We start from the raw sequence: 25,933 nt of genomic DNA, 5'->3' as shown, positions 1-25,933 counted from the left end.
GAGCACGGTAAGGTTTCTCCTCGGTTCACCGCCCGCGGAAGCGGGGCGGAGATACCCCTTGGGGTATGGTGTAATTGGCAGCACGACTGATTCTGGTTCAGTTAGTCTAGGTTCGAGTCCTGGTACCCCAGCGCAGATCGACCCCCGGTCGATTTCGCTCCGCACCTGACCGTCAGGTAAGGTTGCGGGTCGGCGCCACCGCGCCGGACGCACGGCCCCGTTGTGTAGTGGCCTAGCACGCCGCCCTCTCAAGGCGGTAGCGCGGGTTCGAATCCCGTCGGGGCTACGTCGCAGAAGGACCCCCACCGCACCTGGTGGGGGTCCTTCTCGTCGTGCGGGCGGGTGGTCGGATCTCGTGTGCTGCATCGACACCGGCGTCGTCCGGGCGTAGCGTGGCGGTCCCGGGCAGGTGGCCGACCCCACCCGCCCCGTCCCGGCAAGGAGTGGGTGCGATGAACAAGGCGGAGCTGATCGAGGCCCTGGCCCCCAGGCTCGGCGGGCGCCAGCTCGCCGCCATGGCGGTCGAGGCGCTGGTGGACGCGGTGCTTCGCGAGGTGGCCGCCGGCGGCACGGTGGGGATCACCGGCTTCGGCACCTTCGAGAAGGTGGACCGGGCGCCCCGGACCGGCCGCAACCCGCACACGGGGGCCCCGGTCCCGATCGCGGCGACCAGTTCGCCCCGCTTCCGGCCGGGCGCCTACTTCAAGGAGGTCGTCGCCGACCCCGACCGGCTGCCGACCGACGGCCTCGCCGGCGTGCGGGTGGGCAGCCACGGCGAGATGGCCGATCCGGAGCCGGCGAGCCGCCCGAGCAGCGTGCGTCGGACCGCCGCCCAGGGCCGGCCCGACGAGGGGCGGCAGGGTTCCCGTCGCACGGTGAACCCCGGGACGGACGACGCAGACCGCGGCCCCAAGGTCCCGCGGAGGCGGCGGGCGGCCAGCGGTACGCCGGCGACCGTCCGCGCCCGGCAGGACGAGGACCGGCGCCCCACCGGTGACGCCTCAGCAGGGGCGGCGGACGCCGCGAAGGCCTCAGCCACTGCCCGCGACCGGACGCCCGCCGGCGGCCAGGACATCACCATGGGGATGATCACCGCCAAGAAGGCCCAGCTGGCCCGGGTCAAGAACGACGACGTCGTCGCCGTCGACGAGGCGTCCGGGAAGAAGGCGCAGGGCAAGGGCAAGGGCAAGGGCAAGGGCAAGGACAAGGACCGCCGCACGAAGGACAAGCCGGGCAAGGGGAGCGGCAAGGGCAAGGGGAAGGACGGCAAGGGCAAGGACGGCAAGAAGGGCAAGGCCGGCAGCAAGAAGAAGGCCTCGAAGGGGTCCTGACCGTCAGCGGATCGGTTCCCCGGGCCCGACCCCGACGAGCCACAGACGGGTCAGGTGGGCACCGGCATCCTCGGGGTCGGCGGGTCCGACCTCGACGCTGACGCGTTGGCCTACCCGGACGTGCCGCAGCCCGCTGGCCTCGAAGACGTCGGCGTCGAAGGGCAGCATCCGTCCGGTGTCCAGCAGGACCGAGCCGGAGCGGCTCGCGAGGTCGAAGGTGTGCACGCTGGCCTGCATGGGCCCACTGTAGGCGGCCCGGTCCCGACCGAGCAGGAGCGTCCGGGTGCGACGACCGACCCCGAACGCCGCCGCACGCACCAGGTCCTGGGCCACGTCGACGTCCTGCCGCAACCGGGGCAGGGGGAGGGGGAGCAGGGTCGCCTCCTCGGCGTGGCGGTGCGCCGAGCCGGGGCCGAAGCGGGGGGTCGGCGGGCGGATCGTCGAGGTCAGCAACGTGGTCCCGTCGCCCGAGGCGTCCGGGACGACGGCGGCCGGGTGCCGCGCGCACCGGGCCAGGGCCTCGCCCAGGTCACGCGGTCTGAGGGCCGGCACGTCTCCCAGCAGGACGGCCCACCCGGGTCGACCCCCCTGCGGCCGCACGGCCCGCAGACCGGTGCGCACCGCCCCGTCCAGGCCCTCTCCCGGGTCAGGCACCACGGTGGCCCCCCACGTGCGCACCGTCTGCCCCACCGGCCCGTCGGAGGTGACCACCACCAGCGATGCCGGACCGACGGTGGCGGCCGCGGCCTCGAGGGTGTCCAACGCCATGGCGCGGGCCAGCTGCCTGCGGGCGTCGGGGGTCGGCGCCGAGAGCCGGGACTTGCCCAGGCGGGCGTCCTTGACCGGCACGACCAGCCCCCAGCGCACCGGGTCGCCCCTCCAGATCTTCCGCACCCGGCCATTCTGGTGGACGGGCCCGGACGGGTGACAAGATGGCGCCGTGACCCGTCAGCCCGTCCGCCAACCGATCCCCTGGTCCTACCGGGCCGTCATCGGCACCGTCCGCCCTGTGCTGATGGGCATCACCCGTCGGTCGTGGTCGGGCGCCGAGCACGTGCCGGCGACCGGCGGGTTCATCGTCGCCAGCAACCACTACTCCGAGGTGGACCCCTTCATGCTGGCCCACTTCCTCGTCGACCAGGGGCGACCGCCGTTCTTCCTGGCCAAGTCGTCCCTGTTCGAGGTGCCCCTCCTCGGCGCGGCGCTCCGGCACCTGGAGCAGGTGCCGGTCCGTCGACGCAGCACCCAGGCCCGGGACGCCCTGGACGAGGCACGGCGGGCCCTGCTGGAGGGCAAGTGCATCGCGATCATGCCCGAGGGCACCCTCACCCGGGACCCGGACCTGTGGCCCATGCGGGCCAAGGCGGGTGTCGGTCGGCTCGCCCTCACCAGCCGGGCCCCCGTCGTCCCGGTCGGCCAGTGGGGGGCCCAGGAGGTCCTCGGCCGCTACGCGCGGCGCCCGGGGAACCTGCTGCGCCGACCCGTCCAGCACGTCGAGGCCGGCCCACCGGTGGACCTGTCGGACCTCTACGACCGGGCCGACGACCCCAAGGCCCACGTCGAGGCGACCGAACGCGTCATGGCGGCCGTCACCGGGATCGTGGCCGGGCTGAGGGGTGAACCTGCCCCTTCCGTGCCCTACGACCCGGTGACCCGCACCGGTGGCGCCACCGGTTCCCCCCTCGACCGGGGGGAGTCCCGGTGACGCGGGCGGCCGTCTTCGGCGCCGGCAGCTGGGGCACCGCCTTCGCCCAGGTGCTCGCCGACGGCGGTGCGTCGTCCGTGACCCTGTGGGCACGTCGACAGGAGGTCGCCCAGGAGGTCCGCGAACGGCACACCAACGACGACTACCTCCTCGGGGTCGAGCTGCCGCCGGCGGTGACGGCCACCACCGATCCGGCGGAGGCCGCCGAGGGGGCTGACCTCGTCGTCCTCGCCGTCCCCTCGCAGAGCCTGCGCGACAACCTGGGCCGCTGGGCCCAGGTGGTCCCGGAGGACGCCCTCGTCGTGTCCCTCATGAAGGGCATCGAGCGCGGCACCGGCCTGCGGATGAGCCAGGTGGTCGAGGCGGCGGGGATCGAGCGGGACCGGATCGTCGTGGTCTCCGGCCCCAACCTCAGCAAGGAGATCGCCGCCCGGCAGCCCGCCGCCAGCGTCGTCGCCTGCACCGACCTCGCCGCCGCCGAGCGGGTGGCCGCGATGATCGCGCCCCCCTACTTCCGGCCCTACACCCAGACCGACGTCGTCGGGGCCGAGATCGGCGGGGCGGTCAAGAACGTCATCGCCCTGGGGGTGGGGATGGCCGAGGGCCTCGGGTACGGCGACAACACCAAGTCCTCGCTCATCACCCGAGGCCTGGCCGAGATCAGCAGGCTGGGCGAGGCCCTGGGCGGCGACCCCGCCACGCTCATGGGGCTGGCCGGCGTCGGCGACCTCATCGCCACCTGCATGTCACCGCTGTCGCGCAACCACCGGGTGGGGGTGGCCCTGGGCCAGGGACGGTCCGTGGAGGAGATGGTGGCCGTGCCCCACCAGACGGCCGAGGGCGTGCGCTCGTGCCGCTCCGTGGTCGACCTGGCCGCCGGGCACGGGGTCGACATGCCGATCTGCCAGGGCGTGGCCGCCGTCGTAGAGGGCCACGTGACCCCCGGACAGCTCACCGGGGCGTTGATGTCCCGGGCCCGCAAGCACGAGCGGGGCTGACCGCGACCGACCGCCCCGGGAGCGGACGGCCGGAACGGCCGCAGGGCGCGTCCTGCCCCGGGCCTCCTGCGCACGCCGACTAGGCTCGGTCGCGATGGACAGCCAGCCCCCTGCCCCCAGCGTCCCGCCGGCGGACGCCCAGCCCGTGCGCCCCCGGGTCGCCGTCGTCTTCGGCGGCCGCTCCGAGGAGCACTCCATCTCCTGCGCGACCGCGGCGAGCGTGCTGCGCACCCTGGACCGCGACCGGTACGACGTCGTGCCGATCGGCATCACCCGCGACGGGCACTGGGTGCTCGTCCCCGACGACCCGGCAGCCTGGAGATCCGCGACGGCCGGCTGCCCGAGGTTCCGCCGATGGGCGCCCAGGTGATGGTGCCCCTCGGCGGGGTGGACCACGTGTGGCGGCTCGTCCAGGACGACGGGTCGACGGTGGAGGTGGGCGTGATCGACGTCGTGCTGCCGCTGCTGCACGGACCCTTCGGGGAGGACGGAACCATCCAGGGCCTGCTGGAGCTGGCCGACATCCGGTACGTCGGCTGCGGGGTGCTGGCCTCCGCGGCGATGATGGACAAGCACGTCATGAAGGTCGTCTTCGCCGCCGCCGGTCTGCCCGTGGGGGCCTACACGGTCATCACCGACCTGGCGTGGCGGCGCGACCGGGCAGCCTGCCTCGAGGCGGCCCGGGCCCTGGACCTCCCGGTCTTCGTCAAGCCTGCCCGGGCCGGGTCCTCGGTCGGCGTCCACAAGGTCGACGATCCGGCCGGGCTGGAGGCCGCCATCGAGAAGGCCCGGTCGCACGACCCGAAGGTGCTGGTCGAGCAGGGCATCGACGGCCGTGAGATCGAGTGCGGGGTCCTGCAGGGCCGGGGGACCGAGCCCCCCAGGGTGAGCGAGTGCGGCGAGATCACCGTGACCGGCGTCGGCCACGAGTTCTATGACTTCGAGGCCAAGTACCTCGACGAGGCCAGCGTCCGGATCACCGCCCCGGCCGACGTCCCGCCCCCGGTCCGCGACGAGATCCACCGCATCGCCCGCACCGCCTTCGAGACGGCCGGGTGCGAGGGGCTGGCGAGGGTCGACTGCTTCGTCACCCCCGCCGGCGACGTGGTGCTCAACGAGATCAACACCATGCCCGGCTTCACCCCGTTCTCCATGTACCCCCAGGCCTGGGCGGCCTCCGGCGTCTCCTACCCCGAGCTCGTGGAGGAGCTGCTGCAGCTGGCCCTGGACCGCCCCCTCGGGCTGCGCTGACGCGACCGTGCGGCGGCCGGGGAGGGCGGTCGAGCGTACCCAGGTCGGGGCCGCCAGGCGTCTCCTAGCCGTCGGCGTCGTCGACCGCGACGCACCGTCCCTGGTCCTGGGGCACCTGGCGGGCGGCCTCCTCGAAGGCGGGCAGCAGCAGCGGTGCGGTGCCGTGCTCCGAGGGGACGAGCACCTCCAGCGCCGGGTCCCGGCCGAAGGTGGTGAACATCGTGCCGTCCTCCAGCTCGGTGGCCACCCAGTCCACCCCGCTGACGTCGATGCAGGGATCGGTCGTGGGGCCCGGAGGTTCTTGCCGCAGCGTGCCACGACCGGCGGATCGCCCCAGGCGGCCACCCCCACCGACTGGACGGCGGTGACCCTCGGCTCCAGGCCAGCGACCGTCCCCGGCCAGTGGGCGGCCACCCGCCGGCACTCCGGGGAGTCGGACCGGTCGAAGGGCGCGGCCCGGACCGGCTGCTCCCCGCACCCGGCGAGCAGGGGCAGGACGGCCAGCGCGGGGAGGACCGTCAGAACTCGACGACGGTGCACGTGGTCGTCCGGGTGATGCGCGGCACCTCCTGGACCGCGGCGATCACCTCGCGGCCCAGCGACTGCACGGTGGGGGCCTCGGCGACGACGATCGCGTCGTAGGGGCCGGCGACGATCTCCGCGCTGCGCACACCGGGCAGGGAGCGGACGGTCTCGGTCACCTGCCCTGCGGCGCCCACCTCGGTCTGGACGAGGATGTAGGCCTTGATCACGGTGCACCTCCGGGACGGGACGTGGGCAGGCTACCGTGCCACCGGCAGCCGGACGACGGAGGGACAGGTATGGAGCACCCCGAGCAGGTGCCGCAGACGGACCGGGCGACCCTGGCGGGGCTCGGCGAGAGCCGGCTGCTCGAGGAGGTCTTCGCCGCGTACGGCGGGCTGCCCGGCGGCGGGGTGCTCGTCGGGCCGGGGGACGACACCGCCTACCTGAGGGTCCCGTCGGGCGCCGTCCTGGCGACCACGGACACGGTGGTCCGCGGCCGCGACTGGCGCGACGAGTGGTCGACCGGCGAGGACGTGGGGGTGAAGGTCGTCACCCAGAACCTGGCCGACCTGGCCGCCATGGGCGGCCGGGGGACCGGTCTGCTGGTCACCCTCGTCGCCCCGCAGGACCTTCCGGTGGACTGGGTGCGCGACCTGCTCGCCGGCACGGCGTGGGCCGCGACCAGGGCGGGCGTGCCGGTGGTCGGCGGGGACCTCTCGTCCGCCGGGGCGCAGGAGGTGGTCGTGTCGGTCACGGCCCTCGGCGAGCTCGGGGAGGGGGTCGCCCGACCGGTGCTGCGCAGCGGCGCGCGGGCGGGGGACGTGCTGGCGGTGTCCGGGCCGCTGGGCCGTTCCGGCGCGGGGCTGCTGCTGCTCCGCCGAGGGGTGGCCCCGGGCCGGGACGGGCAGGAGGCCGGGCTGCTCGACCACCACCGTCGTCCGACGACGGACCTGGAGCAGGGCCCGGTCGCGGCCCGGGCGGGCGCGCGGTCGATGATCGACGTCTCGGACGGGCTCGTGCGGGACGCCGACCGGGTGGCGCGGGCCAGCGGCGTGCGCGTCCGGCTCGACCCGGGCCCGCTGGACCGGCTGGCCGGCCTGCTGCAGCCTGCGCTGGCCCCCGCCGACGCCCGCGCGCAGGTGCTCGCCGGCGGCGAGGAGCACGAGCTGCTCGCGACGTTCCCGCCCCGGACGGGGCCCCCGGACGGCTGGACGGTCCTGGGGCAGGTGGTGCCCTCGCAGGCGGACGACGAGCCGCCGGCCGGGGTCTGGCTGGAGGGCCGCCGGCTCGACCCCCGGACGGGCGGCTGGGACCACTTCGGCGGGTGAACCGCCCGGACCCACCACCACGACGCACGAGAGCCGGCTCGCACCCTCGGGTGCGGCCGGCTCAGGCGGGTCGGGGCAGGCCCCGGACGCTCAGCGGGTGACCTTGCCTGCCTTCAGGCAGGAGGTGCACACGTTGAGGCGCTTGGGGGTCGAACCCACCATCGCCCGGACGCGCTGGATGTTCGGGTTCCAGCGACGCTTGGTGCGGCGGTGGGAGTGCGAGATGCTGTGACCGAAGCTCGGTCCCTTGCCGCAGACGTCGCAAGTGGCAGCCACGGTGTTCTCCTGGTGTCGGTCGGTGCGATGGTCGTCGTGCCGGCGTCCTGGGCGAGGTCGGGTCGCGCCGTCGCCGCCGGGCAACCTCGTCAGCGTACCGGAGGGTCGTTGCGGGGCCCAAATCGCCGGCCGCCCCGCCGCGAGGGGTTCGCGCCCGGGGTGTGGACACCGCCGACGCACCTGGGGCGACAGGTAGTTTGGCCTCGTGTCCCGCCCGTCCCTCGACCTGGTCACCGCCCGCCGGTGGGCGGTGACGGCACGGTCGGCGCTGGGCACGGCGAGGGAGCGGATCGACGCGCTCAACGTCTACCCGGTGGCCGACGGGGACACGGGCACCAACATGTTCCTGACGATGGACGGCGCCCTGGACTTCGTCCGGGGGCAGTTCGAGCTGGGGGCGGGGACGGAACGGCTCGACGAGGGCCTGGCCCTCATCGCCCGGGGGATGCTCCTCTCCGCGCGGGGCAACTCCGGCGTGATCCTCTCCCAGCTCGCCCGCGGTCTCGCGGAGGCGGTCGGCCCCGGTGTGCGGGCGGCCGGGCCCGAGGACCTCGCGGTCGCCTTCGAGACGGCCGCCCGGGCGGCCTGGGACGCGGTGGCCGCACCGGTCGAGGGGACGATCCTGTCGGTCGCCCGGGCCGCCGCCGAGGGTGCCCGGTCCGTGGTGGACGCGGGCGGGACCCAGGTCGCCGACGTCGTGGCGGCGGCGCTCCAGGAGGCCCGGGTGGCCCTGGCCCGGACGCCGGAGCAGCTGCCGGAGCTGCGGCACGCGGGAGTGGTGGACGCCGGCGGTGCGGGTCTGGTCGTGGTCGTCGAGGCCCTCGACGCCGTCCTGCAGGAGCGGACCCACGCGGTCGTCGCCGAGCTGCCGCGCTGGTGGGAGGTGCCCTCGACCGGGGCGGCCGGGGACGGGTCGGCCGCGGACGGCGGGGTGCACGCCTGCGCCCCGGTGACGGGGGAGGACCAGGTCGAGGTGATGTACCTGCTCACCGGCAGCGACCCCGTCCGGGCCGACCGGCTGCGTGGTCACCTCCGCCGGCTCGGCGAGTCGGTCGTCGTCGCCGGCGGGCCGCACGACTACCGGGTCCACGTGCACCTGCGCGACCCCCGGTCGGCCGTGGAGGCCGGGAGCTCGGCCGGTCAGGTGGAGGAGGTCCGGCTGACCTCCCTGGCCGACGGCGGCCGGCTCGAAGGAGCCGGGGAGGGGGCGGGCACCACCCGCACCCAGGACGACGACGGCCGTGGGCCGTCCGCCGTCGTCCGGCTGGGCGTCGTCGCCTGCGTCCTTGGCCCCGGGCTGCAGGACATCTTCTCCGCGGGTGGTGCCCAGGTGGTGCCGTCGGGCCCGCGCCGTCGGGCCTCGGCGGGGCAGCTGCTGTCCGCCCTGTGGGCGGCCGACGCGCCCCACCTGGTCCTCCTGCCGAACGACCCCGACACGGTGATGGTCGCCCGGGCGGCGGCCCAGGAGGCGCGGGCCGGGGGACTGGTCGTGGACGTCGTCCCGACCCGGAGCGTCGTCGAGGGGCTCGCGGCCCTGGCGGTGCTCGACGAGGACGCCGACCCGCGGACCACCGTGGCCGACATGGCCGACGCGTGCGGAGGGGTGCGCTCCGGTGCGCTCACCCCCGCCGACCGGGACGCCGACACGCCCGTGGGCCGGGTGCTCCGGGGCCAGTGGCTGGGCCTGGTCGACGGCACCGTGGTGGCGGTGGCCGAGCACCCGGCGGAGGCCGCCCGGACGGTGCTGGACCTGCTGTGGCACCCCGGGGCCGAGGTGGTCACGGTGGTCCGGGGCGAGCGGGCCGGGGAGGACGAGCTCGACGCGGTGCTCGGCCCGGCGCTGGCGGAGCACCCGGAGGTGGAGGTCGTCCGGCTCGACGGGGGACAGCCGACCTTCCCCTGGCTGCTGGGGGTGGAGTGAACGTGGCCGTCGGGAGGGCGCGGTCGTGAGCGGCGTCGACCTGGACACCCGGCTGCGGACCGTCGTGGGCGCGACCGCCGCCCGGCTGGAGCGGGCCCGGGGGATGCGGACGGTCCGTGACCTGCTGGACTTCCTGCCACGCACCTACCTGGACCCCGCCCGCCCGACGGCGTTCGCCCAGCTGCCGCACGGCGAGGACGTCGTGGTGGTGGGGACCGTGCGCGCGTCCACGACCCGGCAGATGCGGCAGCGGCGGGGGCGCATCCTCGTGGTGGACGTCGAGGACGAGGTCGGCGGCACTATCCAGCTGACCTTCTTCAAGCCCTACGGCCACCAGGACCGGTTGGTCCCGGGCGTGCGCGTCGTCTGCTCCGGCCAGGTCGGCAGCTACGGCCGTTCCCTGCAGCTGACCCACCCCGACTACGCCGTCCTGGGCGAGGCCTCCGGCGCGACCTCGGGCGGGTGGCTGCTCGGGGGCCTGGTGCCGGTCTACCCGGCCACCCCCAAGGTCTCGCCGATCGTCCACGGGGACACCCTCGACCTGGTGCTGCACGCGCTCGACGAGCTGCCGGACCCGGTGCCGCCGGAGGTCCGGCGGACGCACGGGCTGCCCGACCTGCGCGAGGCATACCAGCTGGTCCACCGCCCGCAGCGCGAGGCCGACCACCGCCGGGGCCGGTGGCGGCTGAAGTTCCAGGAGGCGTTCGTGGTGCAGGCCGCCCTGGCACGGGCCCGGCTGGCCCAGGACGCCACCACCGCCGTGCCCCGCCCGCCCGTCGAGGACGGTCTGGTCGACGCCCTCCTGGGGCGGCTGCCCTTCGACCTCACCCAGGGGCAGCAGCGCGTCCTCGGGGAGCTGCGCTCCGACCTCGCGGGCACCGTGCCGATGCACCGGCTGCTCCAGGGGGAGGTCGGCTCGGGCAAGACGGTCCTGGCCCTGCTCGCGATGCTCGCGGTCGTCGACGCGGGCGGTCAGGCCGCCCTGCTCGCCCCCACCGAGGTGCTCGCCGTGCAGCACCACCGGGCCATCAGTGCGCTCCTGGGTCCGCTGGCCGAGGCGGGCATGCTCGGCGGGGACGACCGGGCCACCAGGGTCGCGCTCCTGCTGGGCAGCCAGTCCGCCGTCGAGCGGCGGGAGAACCTGCTCGCCGCGGCGTCGGGCTCGGCCGGGATCGTCGTGGGCACCCACGCGCTGATCCAGGAGCACGTCCAGCTCGCCGAGCTGGGCCTGGTCGTCGTGGACGAGCAGCACCGGTTCGGGGTCGAGCAGCGGGACGCCCTGCGGGCCAAGGCGGACCACCCGCCCCACGTGCTCGTCATGACCGCGACGCCGATCCCACGGACCGTGGCGATGACCGTCTACGGGGACATGGAGACCTCGACCCTGCGGGAGCTGCCGCGCGGCCGGCGCCCGATCACCACGCACGTGGTGCCGGGCGGGCGGCCGGACTGGGTCCGCCGCACGTGGGAGCGGGTCGCCGAGGAGGTGCGCACCGGCGGTCAGGTGTATGTCGTGTGCCCCCGGATCGGCGAGGCGGACGACCCCGACCTTCCGCAGGGGGCGGTCGTGGGACCCGGGGGGCCGACGGTCCCCGCCGGGGACGACGAGGACGGTGACGGCGCCGGGCCCACGGTCACGGGTGAGGAGTCGTCCGAGCCCACGCTCCACGGCGTGCACCAGGTGGCGCGCGCCCTGGGGCAGCTGCCGGCCACCGCCGGGCTACGTCTGGCCAGCCTGCACGGCCGCCTCCCCGTCGACGAGAAGGACGCGGTCATGCGCCGGTTCGCCGCCGGGGAGGTGGACGTCCTGGTGGCCACGACGGTCATCGAGGTGGGGGTGGACGTGCCCGACGCGACGACGATGGTGGTCCTGGACGCCGACCGGTTCGGCATCTCGCAGCTGCACCAGCTGCGCGGCCGGGTCGGTCGAGGGGGGCGTCCGGGGCTCTGCCTGCTCGTGACGCAGCAGGCCGGCGGTCCCGAGGACGGGCCGGCGGTCGAACGGCTCCACCAGGTGGCCGCCACGACCGACGGCTTCGAGCTGGCCCGGCTCGACCTCGAGACCCGCCGCGAGGGCGACGTGCTCGGGGCCAGCCAGAGCGGCGGCCGCAGCGGCCTGCGCTTCCTGCGGCTCGCCCGTGACGAGGAGCTCATCGTCGCCGCCCACGAGGCCGCCTGGGAGACCGTCCGGGCCGACCCCGGGCTGGACCGCCATCCGGTGCTCCGGCGCGAGCTCGACCAGCTCGACGCCGAGCGGGCGGCCTTCCTGGAGCGGGGGTGAGCCGACGGTGACGAGGATCATCGCCGGACGTGCCGGCGGTCGCACGGTCCTGACCCCGCGGGGGGCGGGGACACGTCCGACCACCGACCGGGTGCGGGAGGCGGTCTTCTCCCGGCTCGAGTCGCTGATGGACCTCGACGGGGTGCGGGTGCTGGACCTGTACGCCGGGTCGGGGGCGCTCGGGCTGGAGGCGGTGTCCCGGGGGGCGGGGCACCTGCTCGCCGTCGAGCGGCACCGGGCCACCGCGGCGCTGGTCTCCCGGAACGCCCGCACCCTGGGGATGACGCAGCAGGTGCAGGTGCGGGCCGCCCCCGTTCGGGCGGTGCTCGACGAGGGCCCCGAGGAGCCCTACCAGCTGGTCCTGCTGGACCCCCCCTACGACCTGGCCGAGGACGACCTGGCCGCCGTGCTCGCCCTGCTCGTCGCCGCCGGCTGGCTCGACCCCGACGCGCTGGTCCTCGTGGAGCGCAGCGCCCGGTCGCCCGCACCGACCTGGCCGGCCGGTCTGCGCCCGCTCGACCGCCGCGCCTACGGCGAGACCGCCGTGCACCTCGCCGAGCCCGCGCCGCCGACGGGCTGACCGTCGTCGCCGACCCCGGTGGCGGGGCCGGCCGGGCGCGGCTGCGATGATCGCCCCATGACCGACTACCCCATCCCCCGCCCCGTGTCCGGAGACGTCGTCGACCTCATCCTCGACGACCACCGGCTCTTCGAGACCCTCCTGCGCGAGATGCGCGACAGCACGGCCGACCGCGCCGGCGCCCGGGCCGCCTTCGCCGACGTGCTCGTCGCCCACGGCGAGGCCGAGGAGCAGGAGGTCTACCCCCGGTTGCGGCGTCGGACCGAGGATGTCGGCGAGCACGAGGTGGAGCACGGCGAGGAGGAGCACGCCGAGATCAACGAGGCCCTGCTCGCCCTGCTGGAGTGCGTCGGCACCGACACCCAGAAGTTCGACGACGCCGTGGAGAGGATGAACGAGGTCCTCCAGCACCACCTGACGGAGGAGGAGCTGACGATCCTCAACCCGGCCAGGGAGGACGTCTCCGACGACGACCGCGCCCAGCTCGGGCAGAAGTTCCTCGCCGCCCGCAGCGAGCAGCTGGACCAGGGGTGCGGCTCCGTGGAGAACGTGCAGCGGCTCGTCGACGAGGCCCGCAAGGAGGGGCTGCTCGGCGAGGACGAGGAGACCTCGGAGGGCTGACGGCTCCCGGCTCGGTAGGGTCGAGGGCATGACGCACCTCGAGCGCCGCTGCGTGTGCCCCGGCTCCTTCGACCCGGTCACCCACGGCCACCTGGACGTCGTCCGCCGGGCCGCCGCGCTGTTCGACGAGGTCGTCGTGGCCGTGCTGCACAACCCGGCCAAGCAGGGCTCGTTCCCGGTGGAGCGGCGCCTGGACCTGGTGCGCCGCTCCCTCGAGCCGGACCTGGCCGACCGCGTCCGGGTCGAGGCCTTCGCCGACACCCTCCTGGTCGACGTGTGCCGTCAGGTCGGGGCCGGAGCCGTCGTCAAGGGGCTGCGCGGCGGCACCGACTTCGCCTACGAGCTGCCGATGGCCCGGATGAACCGGCACCTCAGCGGCGTGGAGACCGTCTTCCTCCCCGCCGACCCGACCCTGGAGCACGTGTCCAGCTCCCTGGTCAAGGAGGTGCACCGCTACCGGGGCGACGTCGCCGGGCTCGTCCCCGACGTGGTCCTGGCTGCCCTCGAGGAGCTCGCGCGCGCCGCCGACGGGTGAGCACGGCCCCCGCTGCGGGCCTGGTGACCCGGCCGGCGTCACGTGCCTGGCAGACTTGGTCGCACGGGCGCCGCTCCGCTAGTCTGGTGCGTCGGTCCGTGTCCACGTCGTGGAAACCGGGCCGTTCCCACCACCGCGAACGAGGACGAAGGATCATGGCTGCGCACGAGCAGGACGGCCCCTGGGTGCTGGACACCCGCGAGCTGGTCCGCCGCCCGGGCACCATGCGTCGGGCCTCGTGGACCGTGGAGGCACCCGAGCGCATCGGCTCCGACGTCGTCGCGATCCCGCCCGGCCGTGAGGTCGAGCTGGACCTGCGGCTGGAGTCGGTCGTCGAGGGCGTGCTGGTGTCGGGGACGGTCAGGAGCTCGACGAGCGGGACGTGCGTGCGGTGCCTGGACCCCGTCGAGGAGAACCTCGAGGTGGAGCTCCAGGAGCTGTTCGCCTATCCCGAACGGGCGGCCCACCACCAGCAGGTGGCCGGGACGTCCGGACGGGACGACGAGACCGAGGACGAGGAGCAGTACGTGCTCGACGGCGACCTGATGGACCTCGAGGAGGTCGTCCGGGACGCCGTCGTGACCGCGCTGCCCTTCCAACCGGTGTGCCGGGACGACTGTCCAGGACTGTGCTCCCAGTGCGGGGCGCGCCTGGCGGACGACCCGGACCACCATCACGACGTGATCGACCCCCGGTGGTCGGCGCTGGCCTCCCTGGCCGCACCGACCGACGACGACGAGAAGAGGAACTGACGTGGCCGTCCCCAAGCGGAAGATGTCGCGCTCGAACACCCGGAGCCGCCGCTCCCAGTGGAAGGCCGCGCCGATCGCGCTGAGCACCTGCCCGCAGTGCGGTTCGGTGCGCACCCCCCACCAGGCCTGCCCCAGCTGCGGCACCTACGGCGGCCGCCACTACGCGGCTGCCGAGCGCACCGAGCACCAGGACTGACGATCCTGCGCCGACGCATGCGCCCCGTCGCCGAGCTCAACGACTACCTCGCGCAGGTCGTCGGGCAGCCCTGCGACGAGGCGCTGCTTCTGCGTGCCCTGACGCACCGGTCCTACTCCTACGAGAACGACGGGGAGCCGCACAACGAACGCCTGGAGTTCCTGGGGGACGCGGTGCTGGGCGTCATCGTCACCGACACCCTCTACCGGACCCACCCCGAGCTCCCCGAGGGGCGGCTGGCCAAGCTCAGGGCCGCGGTCGTCAACTCCCGGGCGCTCGCCGAGGTCGCCCGGGTCGTCGACCTGGGCGACTTCGTGCGCCTCGGCAAGGGGGAGCAGAGCACCGGTGGCCGGGACAAGGACTCGATCCTGGCGGACACCACCGAGGCGGTCATCGGGTGCGTCTACCTCTCCTCCGGCATGGTCGCGGCCGACGCCTTCGTCCACCACCTGCTCGACCCGCTGCTGCGGCGCAGCGCCGCTCTGGGGGCGGCCCTGGACTGGAAGACGAGCCTGCAGGAGGTCGCGGCGACGGCCGAGCTCGGCATGCCCGAGTACCGGGTGCAGTCCGAGGGGCCCGACCACGACAAGAGGTTCACCGCCCGGGTCCTCGTCGACGAGGAGGTCGTCGGCACCGGGGAGGGCCGCTCGAAGAAGGCCGCCGAGCAGCAGGCCGCCGAGGCCGGGTGGCGCACCCTCACCGAGCGGGCGGCCCGCGTGGTGGAGGTGGCCCCCGCCGCCGGCGGCGCCCCTGCGGCCGACGGGAACGACCCCGACGGCAGCGGTGCCTGAGCTGCCCGAGGTCGAGGTCGTCCGGCGGGGGCTGGAGCAGCACGTCCGGGGGCGCACGGTCGCCGAGGCCGTCCTCTCCGGGTCCCGGGTGGCACGCCGCCATCCGGCCGGCCCGGCCGACCTCGCGGCCCGGGTGGCCGGCGCGCGGGTCGAGCAGGTCGACCGCCGGGGCAAGTACCTGTGGCTGGTGCTCCGTCCTCCGCACGACGACCCCCAGGCGCTCGTCGTGCACCTGGGGATGAGCGGGCAGCTGCTCGTGGAGGCCCCGGACGCACCGCGGGAGAAGCACCTGCACGCCACCTTCGACTTCACCGACGCAGGGCCGCAGCTGCGGTTCGTCGACCAGCGCACCTTCGGGGGCCTGGCGCTCGCCGAGCTGCACCCGGACCCGCACGGGGGTCCGACCCATCCCCACGGCATACCCGCGCCCGTGCTGCACATCGCGCCCGACCCCCTCGACCCCGTCTTCGACCGGGCAGCGGCGGTGCGGCGGATGAAGGCCAGCAGCAGCGAGGTCAAGCGGGTGCTGCTCGACCAGCGGGTCGTCAGCGGGATCGGCAACATCTACGCCGACGAGGCGCTGTGGCGCGCCGGGGTCCACGGCCGTCGACCGGCCTCCGCCCTCACCCGTCCGGCGCTGGGCCGGCTGCTGGACCACGCCACCGACGTGATGCGAGCGGCCCTGGGCCAGGGCGGGACCAGCTTCGACGCGCTCTACGTCAACGTCAACGGCGCCAGCGGCTACTTCGACCGGTCGCTGGACGCCTACGGACGCACCGGTCGCCCGTGCCGCCGGTGCGGCACGCCGATCGTGCGCGAGGAGTTCATGAACCGCTCCTCCCACTCCTGCCCCCGGTGCCAGGTCCGGCCGCGCAGCCCCCGTCCCTGACCGTCGACAGGGCTGAGCGCCTGAGAGCGCCGCGCGGGGGATCCTGCTCCGACCCGCGTGCCCGCCTCAGGGTGTGGGTCCACCGTCCTGCGACGCGTCCGTGCCCCCGTCCGTGCCTCCGTCCCGGGGCGGCCGCCGACGGCGCGACTGCTCGTCCACGGCCCGTCCCAGCCGGTCCGCCCGCTCCCGGCCGGCCCCCAGGAACAGCCCCAGCCCGGCACCGACGCGGTCGAGGAGGTAGACGGGCGTCCAGCGGCGCGGGGGGAGCCGGTCCACCGGCGGGGTGGCCAGATGGCCCAGCAGGGCCAGCGCCAGGACGGCGCCGACCGAGAAGAGGAGGAGCTCGGTCATCGGCCCAGTCTGCCCCACGCTCAGGTGTGCAGCGGTTCGTCCTCCTGCGGGTAGCGCACCCCGAGCTCGCGCCGGGCCGACTCCAGGATGGTCATGACCGCCACCGTGTCCGCGTGCGGCACGACGGGGGACTCCAGCAGCCCCGCCGCGAGGCAGCGGTGCACCTCCTCCACCTCGTGGACCAGCCCTCGCCGGTCGCCGGTCACCAGCTCGCCCTCGGGCTCCCGGCCGCGGTAGACGGTGAAACCCTCCGGGTCGTTCACCGGCCCGTGCACCTCGATCCACCCCTCGGTCCCGCGCACGACGGTCCGGCTGGCGCCGCTGCTGCGGGAGTCGCACAGCACCTGGGCCACCGCCCCCTCCCGCGTCATCCACTGCAACCCCACGAGGTCGTCGGCACCGGTGGGCACGCGCGAGCCCAGCACCTGCACGTCCGTGGGGTGACCCAGGAGCAGGTGGGCCAGGGTGACCGGGTAGATCCCGATGTCGAGCAGGGCGCCACCGCCGTTGTCCAGGTCGAAGACCCGGTGGCCCTCGTCGTACTCGAACGGCACGGTGAAGGCGGCGGCGAGGCTGCGGGCCGTGCCGATCTGCCCGTCGCGCACCCGGCCCACGAGGTCCTGGACCAGGGGCATGCACCGGGTCCACATCGCCTCCATCGCGAACCGTCCGCTCTGGCGGGCCGCCTCGAAGACCCGCTCGGTGTCCCTCACCGTCAGCGCGGTCGGCTTCTCCACGACCACGTGCCGACCGGCCCGCAGGGCGGCCACGGCCTGGTCGGCGTGGAAGGGGTGGGTGGAGGAGATGTAGACCACGTCCACCTCCGGGTCCGCGAGCAGCTCGGCGTAGTCGCCGTAGGCGCGCGGCACGCCCAGGTCGTCGGCGAACGCCTGGGCACGGCCCGCGTCGCGGGCGGCCACGGCGACGACCTCGCCCCCCTCCGCGGCCGCCACGGCCTGGGCGAACGCCCGGGCGATGCGTCCGGCGGCCAGCAGGCCCCAGCGGACGGGACGGTCGGTGATCGGGGGGTATGCGGTGCTGCTCGGCTCGCTCACGGGTCCCACCGTAGTCTCGGAGCCATGGAGCGTGCACTGGTCTACGTCCGCGGCCGCGTCCAGGGGGTGGGGTTCCGCTGGTGGACCCGGGCCCGGGCCCTCGAGCTGGGGCTCGTCGGGCACGCCCGCAACCTGCCCGACGGTCGGGTGGAGGTGCAGGCGCAGGGGGAGCGGGACGACGTCGACCGCCTCCTGGAGCTGCTCTCCGAGAAGGTCTCGGTGCGCAGCCGCCCCGGCCGGGTCGACACGGTCACCGTGCAGTGGCACACCCCTCGGGACGGGCTCACCGGCTTCTCCGAACGCTGAGCCTGCCGGGCCCGCGACCGGCACGCGGGTATCGTGACGGCACCACCGCCCGTCGACCGTGAGAAGCCTGCCCGCGTGTACGTCAAGAGCCTGACCCTCAAGGGGTTCAAGTCGTTCGCCTCGACGACCACGTTGCGCCTCGAGCCGGGGATCACCTGCATCGTGGGCCCGAACGGCTCGGGCAAGTCCAACGTGGTCGACGCGCTCGCCTGGGTGATGGGGGAGCAGGGGGCCAAGAGCCTGCGCGGCGGCAAGATGGAGGACGTCATCTTCGCGGGCACCTCCGGCCGTCCGCCGCTGGGACGGGCCGAGGTGTCGATGACGATCGACAACACCGACGGTGCGCTGCCGATCGACTACTCCGAGGTGACGATCACCCGGACGATGTTCCGCAGCGGGGGCTCGGAGTACGCCATCAACGGCACCGGCTGCCGGCTCCTCGACGTCCAGGAGCTGCTCTCCGACTCCGGGATCGGCCGCGAGATGCACGTCATCGTGGGCCAGGGCCAGCTCGACGCCGTGCTGCGGGCCACGCCCGAGGAGCGGCGTGGCTTCATCGAGGAGGCGGCCGGGGTCCTCAAGCACCGCAAGCGCAAGGAGCGCGCCCTGCGCAAGCTGGAGACGATGGAGGGCAACCTGACCCGGCTGGCCGACCTCGTCGCCGAGATCAGGCGCCAGCTGGGACCGCTGGGACGGCAGGCCGAGACGGCGCGGCGGGCCGCCACGATCCAGGCGGAGGTCCGGGACGCCCGGCTGCGGCTGCTGGCCGACGACCTCGTCCAGCTGACGAGCGCCCTGGAGCAGGAGCTGGCCGACGAGGAGGCCCTGCTGCGCCGCCGGGAGGCCGTGCAGCAGCAGGTGGGTGACGCCGAGCGCGAGGTCGCCGGCCTGGAGGAGACCGTCGCGACGGCGGCGCCGGTGCTGCAGCAGGTGCAGGACCGGTGGTACACCCTCTCCTCCCTGCTCGAACGGGTGCGGGCGCTGGCCGAGCTCGCCCGGGAACGGGTCCGCCTGCTCGGCGCCGAGGAGGAGGACCTGCGGGGCGAGGAGACCGGCTCCGGGCGGGGCCGCGACCCCGAGCGGCTGCGGGACCAGGCCCGGCAGGTGCGGGTCGAGGAGGACGCGCTGCTGGCCCGGGTCGCGGAGCTGACCGAGGCGCTCGCCGCCGCCGAGCAGGCCCGGGCGGAGACCGAGCAGGCCCACGCCCGGGAGCAGGACCGCCTGGCGCGGCTGGCCCGGGCCGCCGCGGACCGGCGGGAGGGGCTGGCCCGGCTCTCCGGCCAGGTGGCCGCGCGCCGCTCCCGGCTCGAGGGAGGTGAGGAGGAGATCGCCCGGCTCACCGCCGCGGCCGCCGCCGCGGTCGAGCGCGCGTCGGCGGCCGAGCAGGAGTATGCCGCCCTCGAGGGCACCGTGCTCGACGTGGAACGGGGGGGAGGAGGACCTCGACCAGGCTTCGAGACGGCGGAGCGGGGCCGTGACGAGGCGCGTGCCGAGGTGGAGCGCCTGGCCGAGGAGCTGCGGCAGGCCCAGTCCGAGCAGGGCGCGCTGGAGGCCCGGGTCGAGGCCCTCGCGCTCAGCCTGCGCCGGACCGACGGAGCCTCCGCCCTGCTGGCCACCGACGAGGTCACCGGGCTGCTGGGACCGCTGACCGATCACGTCCAGGTGGAGCCGGGACGCGAGGCCGCGGTCGCGGCCGCCCTCGGCTGGGCGGGGGAGGCCCTCGTCGCCGACGGGCACACCACCGCCGCGGAGGCCCTGGCCTGGCTGCGCGCCCAGGACCAGGGCCGGGCAGGCCTGCTGGTGCCCGGCCAGGGGCAGGTCCCCCCGGCCGGGCGGCCCACGCTGCCCGCCGACGCCGTGTGGGCGGTCGACGTCATCGGCCCGGCCGAGGAATCCGTGGGGCTCCTGCCGGCCCTGGCCGCCCTCCTCGACCGGGTCGCCCTGGTCGACGACGCCGACGCCGCGCTGCGGCTCGTCGAGGAGCTGCCCCCGACGACCGCGGTCACCCCGGAGGGGGACGTCTACGGCCCCGGGTGGGTGCGAGGCGGCTCCAGCGCGGCCCCGAGCCTGCTGGAGCTGCAGTCCGCCCTGGACGAGGCCCGGGCGGGGGCCGGCGCGGCGACCGGCCGGGCGGAACGGCTGACCTTCGAGCTCGCGGGCGCCCGGGACCGGCTCTCGGCCGCCGAGGCGGAGGCCGAGGCCGCCCTCGACGCCCTCCACGACTCGGACGCGCGGATGACGGCCGTCGCCGAGCAGCTGGCCCACCTGGGGCAGGTCGTCCGGGCGGCCCGGGTCGAGCACGACCGGCACACCGCCGCCGTGCGGACGGCGGAGGAGGCCCTGGCGGCCACCCGGGCCGAGCTGGCCGAGCTGGAGCAGCGACTGGCCGACGCGGAGGCCACCACCGAGGGGCAGCCCGAGGAGCCCGACACGGGGGAGCGTGAGCGGCTGGCCGAGGCGGCCGCCCGGGCCCGCAGCGCCGAGACCGAGGCGCGGCTGGCGCTGCGCACGCAGGAGGAGCGGGCCCGGGCCCTCAGCGGCCGCGCGGATGCCCTGGAGGCGGCCGCCCGCAACGAGCTGGCCGCACGCGAGCGGGCCGCCGCCCGTCGCCGCCGCCGGGCCCAGGACCGGGCGACCGCCGACGCCGTCGCCGCGGGAGCGGCATACCTCTCGGGTCGGGTGGAGCACCTGCTCGCCGGGGCCGCCGAGGAGCGCGACCGGATGCGGACGGAGCAGGCCGACCGGGAGCGGTCCCTGGCGCAGGCCAGGGCCAGGGCGCACCAGCTGGTCGGGGACCTGCGTGAGCTGACCGACTCGGTGCACGCCGACGAGATCGCCCGGGCCGAGCAGCGGCTGCGGATCGAGACGCTGCAGGCACGGGCCATGGACGAGCTGGGCGTGGACCCGGCCGTCCTCGTCGACGAGTTCGGCCCCCACCTGCCCGTGCCGGTGCTGGACGACGCCGTCGCGGACGGGGGGAGCGGGCAGGACACGGACGAGGACGCCGGCCCCCGCACGGTCCCGTTCGTGCGGGCCGAGCAGGAGAAGCGCCTGCGGCGGGCCGAGCGTCAGCTCTCCGCCCTGGGGCGGGTCAACCCCCTGGCCCTGGAGGAGTTCGCCGCGCTGGAGGAGCGCCACCAGTTCCTCACCGAGCAGGTCGAGGACCTGCGCCGCTCCAAGGCCGACCTGCTCGAGATCGTCAAGGAGGTGGACGAGCGGGTGGAACGGGTCTTCTCCGAGGCCTTCCGGGACACCGCCGCCCAGTTCGAGCGGGTCTTCGCCAGGCTGTTCCCCGGCGGCGAGGGCAGGATCACGCTCACCGACCCCGACGACATGCTGACCACCGGCATCGAGGTGGAGGCGCGTCCGCCCGGCAAGAAGATCAAGCGGCTCTCCCTGCTCTCCGGCGGGGAGCGATCCCTGACCGCCGTGGCCCTGCTCGTCGCGATCTTCAAGGCCCGGCCCAGCCCGTTCTACATCATGGACGAGGTCGAGGCCGCCCTGGACGACACCAACCTCGGACGGCTGATCACCCTCTTCGAGGAGCTGCGCGACTCCAGCCAGCTCATCGTCATCACCCACCAGAAGCGCACCATGGAGGTGGCCGACGCGCTCTACGGGGTGTCCATGCGCGGGGACGGCGTCACGACGGTCGTCAGCCAGCGCGTGCGGGACGTCGCCCCCGCCGGTGCCACCGGTCCGGAGCACGTCGACGCCCCGGCCTGAACGGGTCGCCCCCGACGCAGCACGGCCGTCTCCGGGGACCGCGGGCCGCCGGTTGTGAGACCGGTCACGATCGGCACCCTGCGTGCGGACACGCGCGCCGCCGGTTGGGTCGTCCCGCCCCGTGCACGGCACACTGGGAGACATGTTCGCTCTCGTCCTCGCCATGCTCATGTGCGTCGCCCTCGGCGCCGGGGTCGTCGGCTACGTCATGCTCGAGGCCCGTCGGGAGGGCCGGGGCGAGTTCTGGACGCCCGAGGGCGAGGAGCTGCTCGCCGGTGCGCGGCGCACCGGCCAGAAGGTGGTCACCCGCAGCGAGCAGCTCGCCGGGTCCGCCTCGCAGCGGACCCAGGCCCTCCGGTCCCGGGTCGGCGAGCGCGAGGTCCGCACCGCCCGTCAGGCCCCGGCCCGCGGGTCGTCGGACGGGTCGGACCGCGAGGACGACGACCGCCTGCGTCCCGCCAGCTGACGGTCGGGACCTCGGCGCCGCCCGTCGGTGCCGTTCGGTCGGCGGCCCGGCGTCTGGGAGACTGGCCGGGTGGGACCGATCAATGAGCTCTGGGAGATCCTGACCCTCGTCAGCGTCGTCGTCATCGGCGCGCTCGTCGCGCTGGTGGCGCTGGTCCGTGGCCGCGGGGGAAGGTCCACGACCCTGCCCCGCACGCCGGGGCGTGCGGGCGAGCGGCGCACCGAGGGGGACGTCCTCACCGAGGAGCCGCCCGCCGGCACCGAGGTGGAGGACCGCGGTGGCGGTGTCGCGGTGGAGCCCGGGGCGGGCCCCGCCGCGCCGACCCTCGAACGGCCCGAGTCGGCCCGGGGCCGCCTGCAGCGGCTGCGGGCCCGGCTGGCGAGGTCCAACACGGCCATCGGCAACGCCCTGCTCGCCCTGCTGTCCCGCGGAGGGCTCGGCGAGGAGGACTGGGAGGAGGTCGAGGACACCCTGCTGGCCTCCGACCTGGGCGTGGAGGCCACCGAGGAGCTGGTGGCCTCGCTGCGCCGTCAGGTGGCGGTGGACGGGACCTCGGACCCCGTCCAGGTCAAGCAGTGGCTGCACGACGACCTCCTGGCCCTCGTCGACCCGAGCATGGACCGGCGGATCGCCGCCAGCCGCACGGACGGCCTTCCGGCCGTGATCCTCGTCGTCGGGGTCAACGGCACGGGCAAGACCACCACCGTCGGCAAGCTCGCGCGCGTCCTGGTGGCCGAGGACAAGGACGTGCTCCTGGGGGCGGCCGACACGTTCCGGGCCGCCGCCGCCGACCAGCTGCAGACCTGGGGCGAGCGGGTCGGCGTCCCGGCGGTCCGCTCCGACCAGGAGGGTGCGGACCCCGCCTCGGTGGCCTACGAGGCGACGAAGGCCGGCATCGAGATGGAGTCCGACGTCGTCATCGTCGACACGGCCGGCCGCCTGCACACCAAGCGTGGGCTGATGGACGAGCTCGGCAAGATCAAGCGGGTGGTCGAGAAGCTGGCCCCCGTGGGCGAGGTCCTGCTCGTCCTGGACGCCACGACGGGGCAGAACGGCATGCGCCAGGCCGAGGAGTTCGCCCGGGAGGTGGCCATCACCGGCATCGTGCTGACCAAGATGGACGGCACCGCCAAGGGCGGCATCGTCGTCAACGTCCAGCGCAAGCTCGGCGTCCCCGTCAAGCTCATCGGCCTCGGCGAGGGACCGGACGACCTGGCACCCTTCGACCCGGAGGCCTTCGTCAGCGCCATCGTCGGCTGACGCACCGGCGAGGACCCGCAGCGCGGCGAGGACCGGAGCCGGTGGCGGAGGCCGACCGAGGTGATCGTCGGCTGAGACCCCTCAGGACCGCGAGCCGGCCGGGACCTGCGAGCTGCCCGCCCGGTTGCGGGGGTCTGTCGGGTCCCCGAGCGCCCACCGGACCGCGGCCGTGCCCAGCCGGCCCAGGGGCGCGGCGACGAGTCCCAGCACCAGGTCGTCCGCCCGGCGCAGCGGCCCGGGCAGATGCAGGTCGAGCATCCCGCGGGCGTACGGCGGCAGCAGCTCCACCGCCCCGGCGGCCAGCATCCAGAAGCCTGGACGTGCCGGCCACGGCAGCGGTGGCTCGGCCAGCAGGAAGCGCGCCACGTCGCGCGCCCCCGCCGTGGTGCGCAGCTCGGGGCGGAAACGGTCGAGCTCGGCCCGCAGCTGCGCCGTCGTCGTCGGCGGGTCGACCACGCCCAGGCGGGCGGCGACGCTCCCGGCCTGGGCGACGTAGCGGTCGGCCTCCGCGGGGGTCAGCGGGCGACGCGCGTAACGCTGGTGGGCGACGAGGAAGCTGTCGATCTCGGCGACGTGCACCCACCGCAGCAGGTGCGGGTCCGTGGCCGCGTACGGCCGCCCGTCCGGGGCCGTCCCGGCGACGGTGGTGTGCACGCGGTTGATCCGCTCGACCACGCGGTCGGCCAGCTCCACGGGGCCGAAGGTCGTCGCCGCGAGGAACTCGCTCGTGCGCTGCAGCCGCCCCCACGGGTCGCCGCGGTAGCCGGAGTGCTCCCCGACGCCGGCCATGGCCAGCGGATGCAGCGACTGCAGCAGCAGCGCCCGGATCCCGCCGACATACATCGCGGCGTGCCCCTGGACCCGGCAGATCGGGTCGTCGGGCGCGAAGCGACGGGGTCCCGGCGCCAGCCAGATCGCCTGCGCACGTCGCTCGGCGTCCGGCCCGGCGACCCGGTCGCGCAGGGCCCTCGCCAGCCGGCGGCGGGCTGGTTCGAGCGCGGAGGGCAGGTGGTCCACGCCGCCAGTATGGCGCGGGCCGGGAGCCCGCCTCAGCCGTCCCGTCGGGCGGTGGTCCCCGGGGCCGGCCCGGCCGCACGTATCCTTGCGGGGTGTTCAACTCCCTCTCCGACCGACTGACGCTGACCTTCAAGAACCTCAAGCGCAAGGGCACCGTCACCGAGTCCGACCTCAACGCGACGATCCGGGACATCCGGATCGCGCTGCTGGACGCCGACGTCGCGCTGCCGGTGGTCAAGCAGTTCACGGGGCGGATCCGTGAGCGGGCCCTCGGGACGGAGGTGCACCAGGCGCTCAACCCGGCCCAGCAGGTCGTCAAGATCGTCAACGAGGAGCTGGCCGGGATCCTCGGCGGGGAGACCCGCCGGCTGCGGCTGGCCAAGAACCCCCCGACGGTGATCATGCTGGCCGGGCTGCAGGGCTCGGGCAAGACGACCTTCGCCGGGAAGCTCGGCCGGTGGCTGGCCGACCAGGGGCACACGCCCATGCTCGTGGCCGCCGACCTGCAGCGCCCCAACGCCGTCACCCAGCTCGAGGTCGTCGGGCAGCGGGCCGGGGTCCCGGTGTTCGCCCCGGAGCGGGGCAACGTCCACGGCCACGACGCCGCGCTGGCGAGCGGGGAGGGGACCCGCTCCTTCGGGGACCCCGTCGACGTGGCGGTGGACGGCGTCGAGGAGGCCCGGCGCAAGGGCAACGACGTCGTCATCATCGACACCGCGGGGCGTCTGTCCATCGACGTCGACCTCATGCGTCAGGCCAGCGACATCCGGATCGAGACCAACGCCCACGAGGTGCTGTTCGTCATCGACGCGATGATCGGTCAGGCCGCGGTCGAGACGGCCAAGGCCTTCTCCGACGGCGTCGGCATCACCGGGTCCGTGCTGACCAAGCTCGACGGCGACGCCCGGGGTGGCGCGGCCCTGTCGGTCGCGACCGTGACCGGGCAGCCGATCCTGTTCGCCTCCACCGGTGAGGGCGTCAAGGACATCGAGCTGTTCCACCCCGACCGGATGGCCTCGCGCATCCTCGACATGGGGGACGTGCTCACCCTCATCGAGCAGGCCGAGCGCGCGTTCGACCAGGTCCAGGCCAAGGAGATGACGCGCAAGTTCCTCTCCGACGAGGACTTCACGTTCGACGACTTCCTGGACCAGATGGCCGCCATCAAGCGCATGGGGTCGCTCAAGCAGATGCTCGGGATGATGCCGGGCATGCAGGGCATGCGGGCCCAGCTCGACTCCCTCGACGAGCGCGAGTTCGACCGGGTCGAGGCGATGGTCCGGTCGATGACCCCGTTCGAGCGCAACCACCCCAAGCAGATCAACGGCTCCCGCCGGGCCCGGATCGCCCGCGGTTCGGGCACCTCGGTCTCGGAGGTCAACCAGCTGCTGGAGCGCTTCGGCGAGGCGCAGAAGATGATGCGTCAGCTCAAGAAGGGCGGCGGCATCCCCGGGATGCCCGGGATGCCGGGAGCGGGTGGCCCCGGCGGCGGCAGGCGGGGCAAGCCGGCCCCGAAGAAGAAGAAGGGCAAGTCCGGCAACCCGGCCAAGCGGGCCCAGCAGGAGCAGGAGGCGGCCCGGAAGGCGCAGGAGGCCCGGACGGCGTCCTTCGAGAACGCCTTCGGCGCGGGCGCCCCGGGCATGGGGGAGGGGCAGGCCGACCCCTCCGCCGACGACCTCGCGGGGCTCAAGCTGCCTCCCGGCTTCGAGAAGTTCCTGGACGGGGGCAAGAAGTAGCCGGGGAACAGTCCGGCTCCTCATATCGTTGACGGT

25 protein-coding genes, 2 tRNA genes and 1 pseudogene are annotated in these 25,933 nt (G+C 75.0%); 21 read left to right on the top strand and 7 right to left on the bottom strand.

What is annotated here, in order from left to right:
- Positions 1-59: 59 nt before the first annotated feature.
- The 3 genes from BJF81_RS11510 (at position 60) to BJF81_RS18660 (ending at position 1,331) form a co-directional block, all read left to right on the top strand.
- Positions 60-131, top strand: a tRNA-Gln gene (locus BJF81_RS11510).
- Between the two features lie 82 nt (positions 132-213).
- Positions 214-286: transfer RNA gene (locus tag BJF81_RS11505), tRNA-Glu, on the top strand.
- Positions 287-452: 166 nt separating this feature from the next.
- Positions 453-1,331, top strand: coding sequence for an HU family DNA-binding protein (locus tag BJF81_RS18660; RefSeq protein WP_075958450.1), 879 nt, complete (start codon positions 453-455; stop codon positions 1,329-1,331).
- Between the two features lie 3 nt (positions 1,332-1,334).
- Here the strand turns inward: BJF81_RS18660 and cofC are convergent, their stop codons facing one another.
- A complete protein-coding gene (cofC, locus tag BJF81_RS11495) occupies positions 1,335-2,225 on the bottom strand; it encodes a 2-phospho-L-lactate guanylyltransferase (protein ID WP_143780809.1) in 891 nt (296 codons plus the stop codon).
- Positions 2,226-2,271: 46 nt separating this feature from the next.
- On the opposite strand from cofC, the gene BJF81_RS11490 reads away from it, so the two are divergent.
- The 3 genes and pseudogenes from BJF81_RS11490 (at position 2,272) to BJF81_RS11480 (ending at position 5,285) form a co-directional block, all read left to right on the top strand.
- Positions 2,272-3,036, top strand: a complete 765-nt coding sequence (locus BJF81_RS11490) for a lysophospholipid acyltransferase family protein (RefSeq protein WP_075958448.1) — start codon at positions 2,272-2,274, stop codon at positions 3,034-3,036.
- Positions 3,033-4,034: an NAD(P)H-dependent glycerol-3-phosphate dehydrogenase gene (locus BJF81_RS11485; RefSeq protein WP_075958447.1), complete on the top strand. Its 1,002-nt coding sequence runs from the start codon at positions 3,033-3,035 to the stop codon at positions 4,032-4,034. The genes BJF81_RS11490 and BJF81_RS11485 overlap by 4 nt, the downstream gene beginning before the upstream one ends.
- Before the next feature lie 94 nt (positions 4,035-4,128).
- A pseudogene (locus BJF81_RS11480) lies at positions 4,129-5,285 on the top strand (D-alanine--D-alanine ligase family protein).
- A gap of 64 nt (positions 5,286-5,349) precedes the next feature.
- Here the strand turns inward: BJF81_RS11480 and BJF81_RS19725 are convergent.
- The gene (locus tag BJF81_RS19725; RefSeq protein ID WP_237770203.1) at positions 5,350-5,532 is read right to left on the bottom strand and encodes a hypothetical protein; all 183 of its coding nucleotides are present in this window, start codon (positions 5,530-5,532) and stop codon (positions 5,350-5,352) included.
- Between the two features lie 271 nt (positions 5,533-5,803).
- On the bottom strand, positions 5,804-6,037 hold the full coding sequence (locus BJF81_RS11470) for an Lrp/AsnC ligand binding domain-containing protein (protein ID WP_075958446.1): 234 nt from the start codon (positions 6,035-6,037) through the stop codon (positions 5,804-5,806).
- A gap of 69 nt (positions 6,038-6,106) precedes the next feature.
- On the opposite strand from BJF81_RS11470, the gene thiL reads away from it, so the two are divergent.
- On the top strand, positions 6,107-7,138 hold the full coding sequence (gene thiL / locus BJF81_RS11465; RefSeq protein WP_075958445.1) for a thiamine-phosphate kinase: 1,032 nt from the start codon (positions 6,107-6,109) through the stop codon (positions 7,136-7,138).
- A 90-nt stretch (positions 7,139-7,228) separates the two neighbouring features.
- Here the strand turns inward: thiL and rpmB are convergent, their stop codons facing one another.
- Positions 7,229-7,414, bottom strand: coding sequence for a 50S ribosomal protein L28 (gene rpmB, locus BJF81_RS11460; protein ID WP_075958444.1), 186 nt, complete (start codon positions 7,412-7,414; stop codon positions 7,229-7,231).
- A gap of 205 nt (positions 7,415-7,619) precedes the next feature.
- Here rpmB and BJF81_RS11455 point away from each other — a divergent pair, with 205 nt between their 5' ends.
- The 9 genes from BJF81_RS11455 (at position 7,620) to mutM (ending at position 15,980) form a co-directional block, all read left to right on the top strand.
- Positions 7,620-9,335, top strand: a complete 1,716-nt coding sequence (locus BJF81_RS11455) for a DAK2 domain-containing protein (RefSeq protein ID WP_075958443.1) — start codon at positions 7,620-7,622, stop codon at positions 9,333-9,335.
- Between the two features lie 25 nt (positions 9,336-9,360).
- The gene (locus BJF81_RS11450) at positions 9,361-11,616 is read left to right on the top strand and encodes an ATP-dependent DNA helicase RecG (protein ID WP_075958442.1); all 2,256 of its coding nucleotides are present in this window, start codon (positions 9,361-9,363) and stop codon (positions 11,614-11,616) included.
- A 7-nt stretch (positions 11,617-11,623) separates the two neighbouring features.
- Positions 11,624-12,196: a 16S rRNA (guanine(966)-N(2))-methyltransferase RsmD gene (gene rsmD, locus BJF81_RS11445; protein ID WP_075958441.1), complete on the top strand. Its 573-nt coding sequence runs from the start codon at positions 11,624-11,626 to the stop codon at positions 12,194-12,196.
- Between the two features lie 57 nt (positions 12,197-12,253).
- The gene (locus BJF81_RS11440) at positions 12,254-12,817 is read left to right on the top strand and encodes a hemerythrin domain-containing protein (protein ID WP_075958440.1); all 564 of its coding nucleotides are present in this window, start codon (positions 12,254-12,256) and stop codon (positions 12,815-12,817) included.
- A gap of 28 nt (positions 12,818-12,845) precedes the next feature.
- Positions 12,846-13,352 (top strand): pantetheine-phosphate adenylyltransferase, encoded by a 507-nt coding sequence (coaD, locus tag BJF81_RS11435; RefSeq protein WP_075958439.1) that lies wholly within the window; start codon positions 12,846-12,848, stop codon positions 13,350-13,352.
- Positions 13,353-13,507: 155 nt separating this feature from the next.
- Positions 13,508-14,104, top strand: coding sequence for a YceD family protein (locus tag BJF81_RS11430; protein WP_075958438.1), 597 nt, complete (start codon positions 13,508-13,510; stop codon positions 14,102-14,104).
- Between the two features lies 1 nt (position 14,105).
- Positions 14,106-14,300: a 50S ribosomal protein L32 gene (gene rpmF, locus BJF81_RS11425; RefSeq protein WP_075958437.1), complete on the top strand. Its 195-nt coding sequence runs from the start codon at positions 14,106-14,108 to the stop codon at positions 14,298-14,300.
- 17 nt (positions 14,301-14,317) lie between these two features.
- Entirely contained in the window at positions 14,318-15,091 is a 774-nt protein-coding gene (rnc, locus tag BJF81_RS11420; RefSeq protein WP_075958436.1) for a ribonuclease III, read from the top strand.
- A complete protein-coding gene (gene mutM, locus BJF81_RS11415; RefSeq protein WP_075958435.1) occupies positions 15,084-15,980 on the top strand; it encodes a bifunctional DNA-formamidopyrimidine glycosylase/DNA-(apurinic or apyrimidinic site) lyase in 897 nt (298 codons plus the stop codon). The genes rnc and mutM overlap by 8 nt, the downstream gene beginning before the upstream one ends.
- A 66-nt stretch (positions 15,981-16,046) precedes the next feature.
- Here the strand turns inward: mutM and BJF81_RS18065 are convergent, their stop codons facing one another.
- Positions 16,047-16,331 carry a hypothetical protein gene (locus tag BJF81_RS18065; RefSeq protein ID WP_141337514.1) on the bottom strand — a complete coding sequence of 95 codons (285 nt, stop codon included), beginning with the start codon at positions 16,329-16,331 and terminating at the stop codon, positions 16,047-16,049.
- 20 nt (positions 16,332-16,351) lie between these two features.
- Positions 16,352-17,386 carry a Gfo/Idh/MocA family protein gene (locus BJF81_RS11405; protein ID WP_158068669.1) on the bottom strand — a complete coding sequence of 345 codons (1,035 nt, stop codon included), beginning with the start codon at positions 17,384-17,386 and terminating at the stop codon, positions 16,352-16,354.
- A gap of 24 nt (positions 17,387-17,410) precedes the next feature.
- Here BJF81_RS11405 and BJF81_RS17590 point away from each other — a divergent pair, with 24 nt between their 5' ends.
- The 4 genes from BJF81_RS17590 (at position 17,411) to ftsY (ending at position 23,144) form a co-directional block, all read left to right on the top strand.
- Complete coding sequence (locus BJF81_RS17590; protein WP_075958433.1) at positions 17,411-17,692, top strand: acylphosphatase; 282 nt, start codon at positions 17,411-17,413, stop codon at positions 17,690-17,692.
- A 75-nt stretch (positions 17,693-17,767) separates the two neighbouring features.
- Positions 17,768-21,418 (top strand): chromosome segregation protein SMC, encoded by a 3,651-nt coding sequence (smc, locus tag BJF81_RS11395; protein WP_075958432.1) that lies wholly within the window; start codon positions 17,768-17,770, stop codon positions 21,416-21,418.
- A 142-nt stretch (positions 21,419-21,560) separates the two neighbouring features.
- Positions 21,561-21,884 carry a hypothetical protein gene (locus tag BJF81_RS11390; protein WP_075958431.1) on the top strand — a complete coding sequence of 108 codons (324 nt, stop codon included), beginning with the start codon at positions 21,561-21,563 and terminating at the stop codon, positions 21,882-21,884.
- Positions 21,885-21,953: 69 nt separating this feature from the next.
- Complete coding sequence (gene ftsY, locus BJF81_RS11385) at positions 21,954-23,144, top strand: signal recognition particle-docking protein FtsY (RefSeq protein ID WP_075958479.1); 1,191 nt, start codon at positions 21,954-21,956, stop codon at positions 23,142-23,144.
- Positions 23,145-23,225: 81 nt separating this feature from the next.
- On the opposite strand, the gene BJF81_RS11380 is transcribed toward ftsY, so the two are convergent.
- Complete coding sequence (locus BJF81_RS11380; RefSeq protein ID WP_237770202.1) at positions 23,226-24,161, bottom strand: oxygenase MpaB family protein; 936 nt, start codon at positions 24,159-24,161, stop codon at positions 23,226-23,228.
- 92 nt (positions 24,162-24,253) lie between these two features.
- On the opposite strand from BJF81_RS11380, the gene ffh reads away from it, so the two are divergent.
- Positions 24,254-25,897: a signal recognition particle protein gene (gene ffh / locus BJF81_RS11375; RefSeq protein ID WP_075958430.1), complete on the top strand. Its 1,644-nt coding sequence runs from the start codon at positions 24,254-24,256 to the stop codon at positions 25,895-25,897.
- Positions 25,898-25,933 lie beyond the last annotated feature (36 nt).

It is taken from the genome of Ornithinimicrobium sp. CNJ-824 (assembly GCF_001942405.1).
Taxonomy (GTDB): Bacteria; Actinomycetota; Actinomycetes; order Actinomycetales; family Dermatophilaceae; genus Ornithinicoccus; species Ornithinicoccus kibberensis.
Note: the sequence above shows the minus strand (reverse complement) of the source record. Positions and strands in the feature narration are given on the sequence as shown.

Coding starts and splice junctions, on each gene's coding strand:
- BJF81_RS18660 (WP_075958450.1), top strand. CDS start 453: ATGAACAAGGCGGAGCTGATCGAGGCCCTGGCCCCCAGGCTCGGCGGG.
- thiL (WP_075958445.1), top strand. CDS start 6,107: ATGGAGCACCCCGAGCAGGTGCCGCAGACGGACCGGGCGACCCTGGCG.
- BJF81_RS11440 (WP_075958440.1), top strand. CDS start 12,254: ATGACCGACTACCCCATCCCCCGCCCCGTGTCCGGAGACGTCGTCGAC.
- coaD (WP_075958439.1), top strand. CDS start 12,846: ATGACGCACCTCGAGCGCCGCTGCGTGTGCCCCGGCTCCTTCGACCCG.
- BJF81_RS11430 (WP_075958438.1), top strand. CDS start 13,508: ATGGCTGCGCACGAGCAGGACGGCCCCTGGGTGCTGGACACCCGCGAG.
- rnc (WP_075958436.1), top strand. CDS start 14,318: ATGCGCCCCGTCGCCGAGCTCAACGACTACCTCGCGCAGGTCGTCGGG.
- BJF81_RS18065 (WP_141337514.1), bottom strand. CDS start 16,331: ATGACCGAGCTCCTCCTCTTCTCGGTCGGCGCCGTCCTGGCGCTGGCC.
- BJF81_RS17590 (WP_075958433.1), top strand. CDS start 17,411: ATGGAGCGTGCACTGGTCTACGTCCGCGGCCGCGTCCAGGGGGTGGGG.
- BJF81_RS11390 (WP_075958431.1), top strand. CDS start 21,561: ATGTTCGCTCTCGTCCTCGCCATGCTCATGTGCGTCGCCCTCGGCGCC.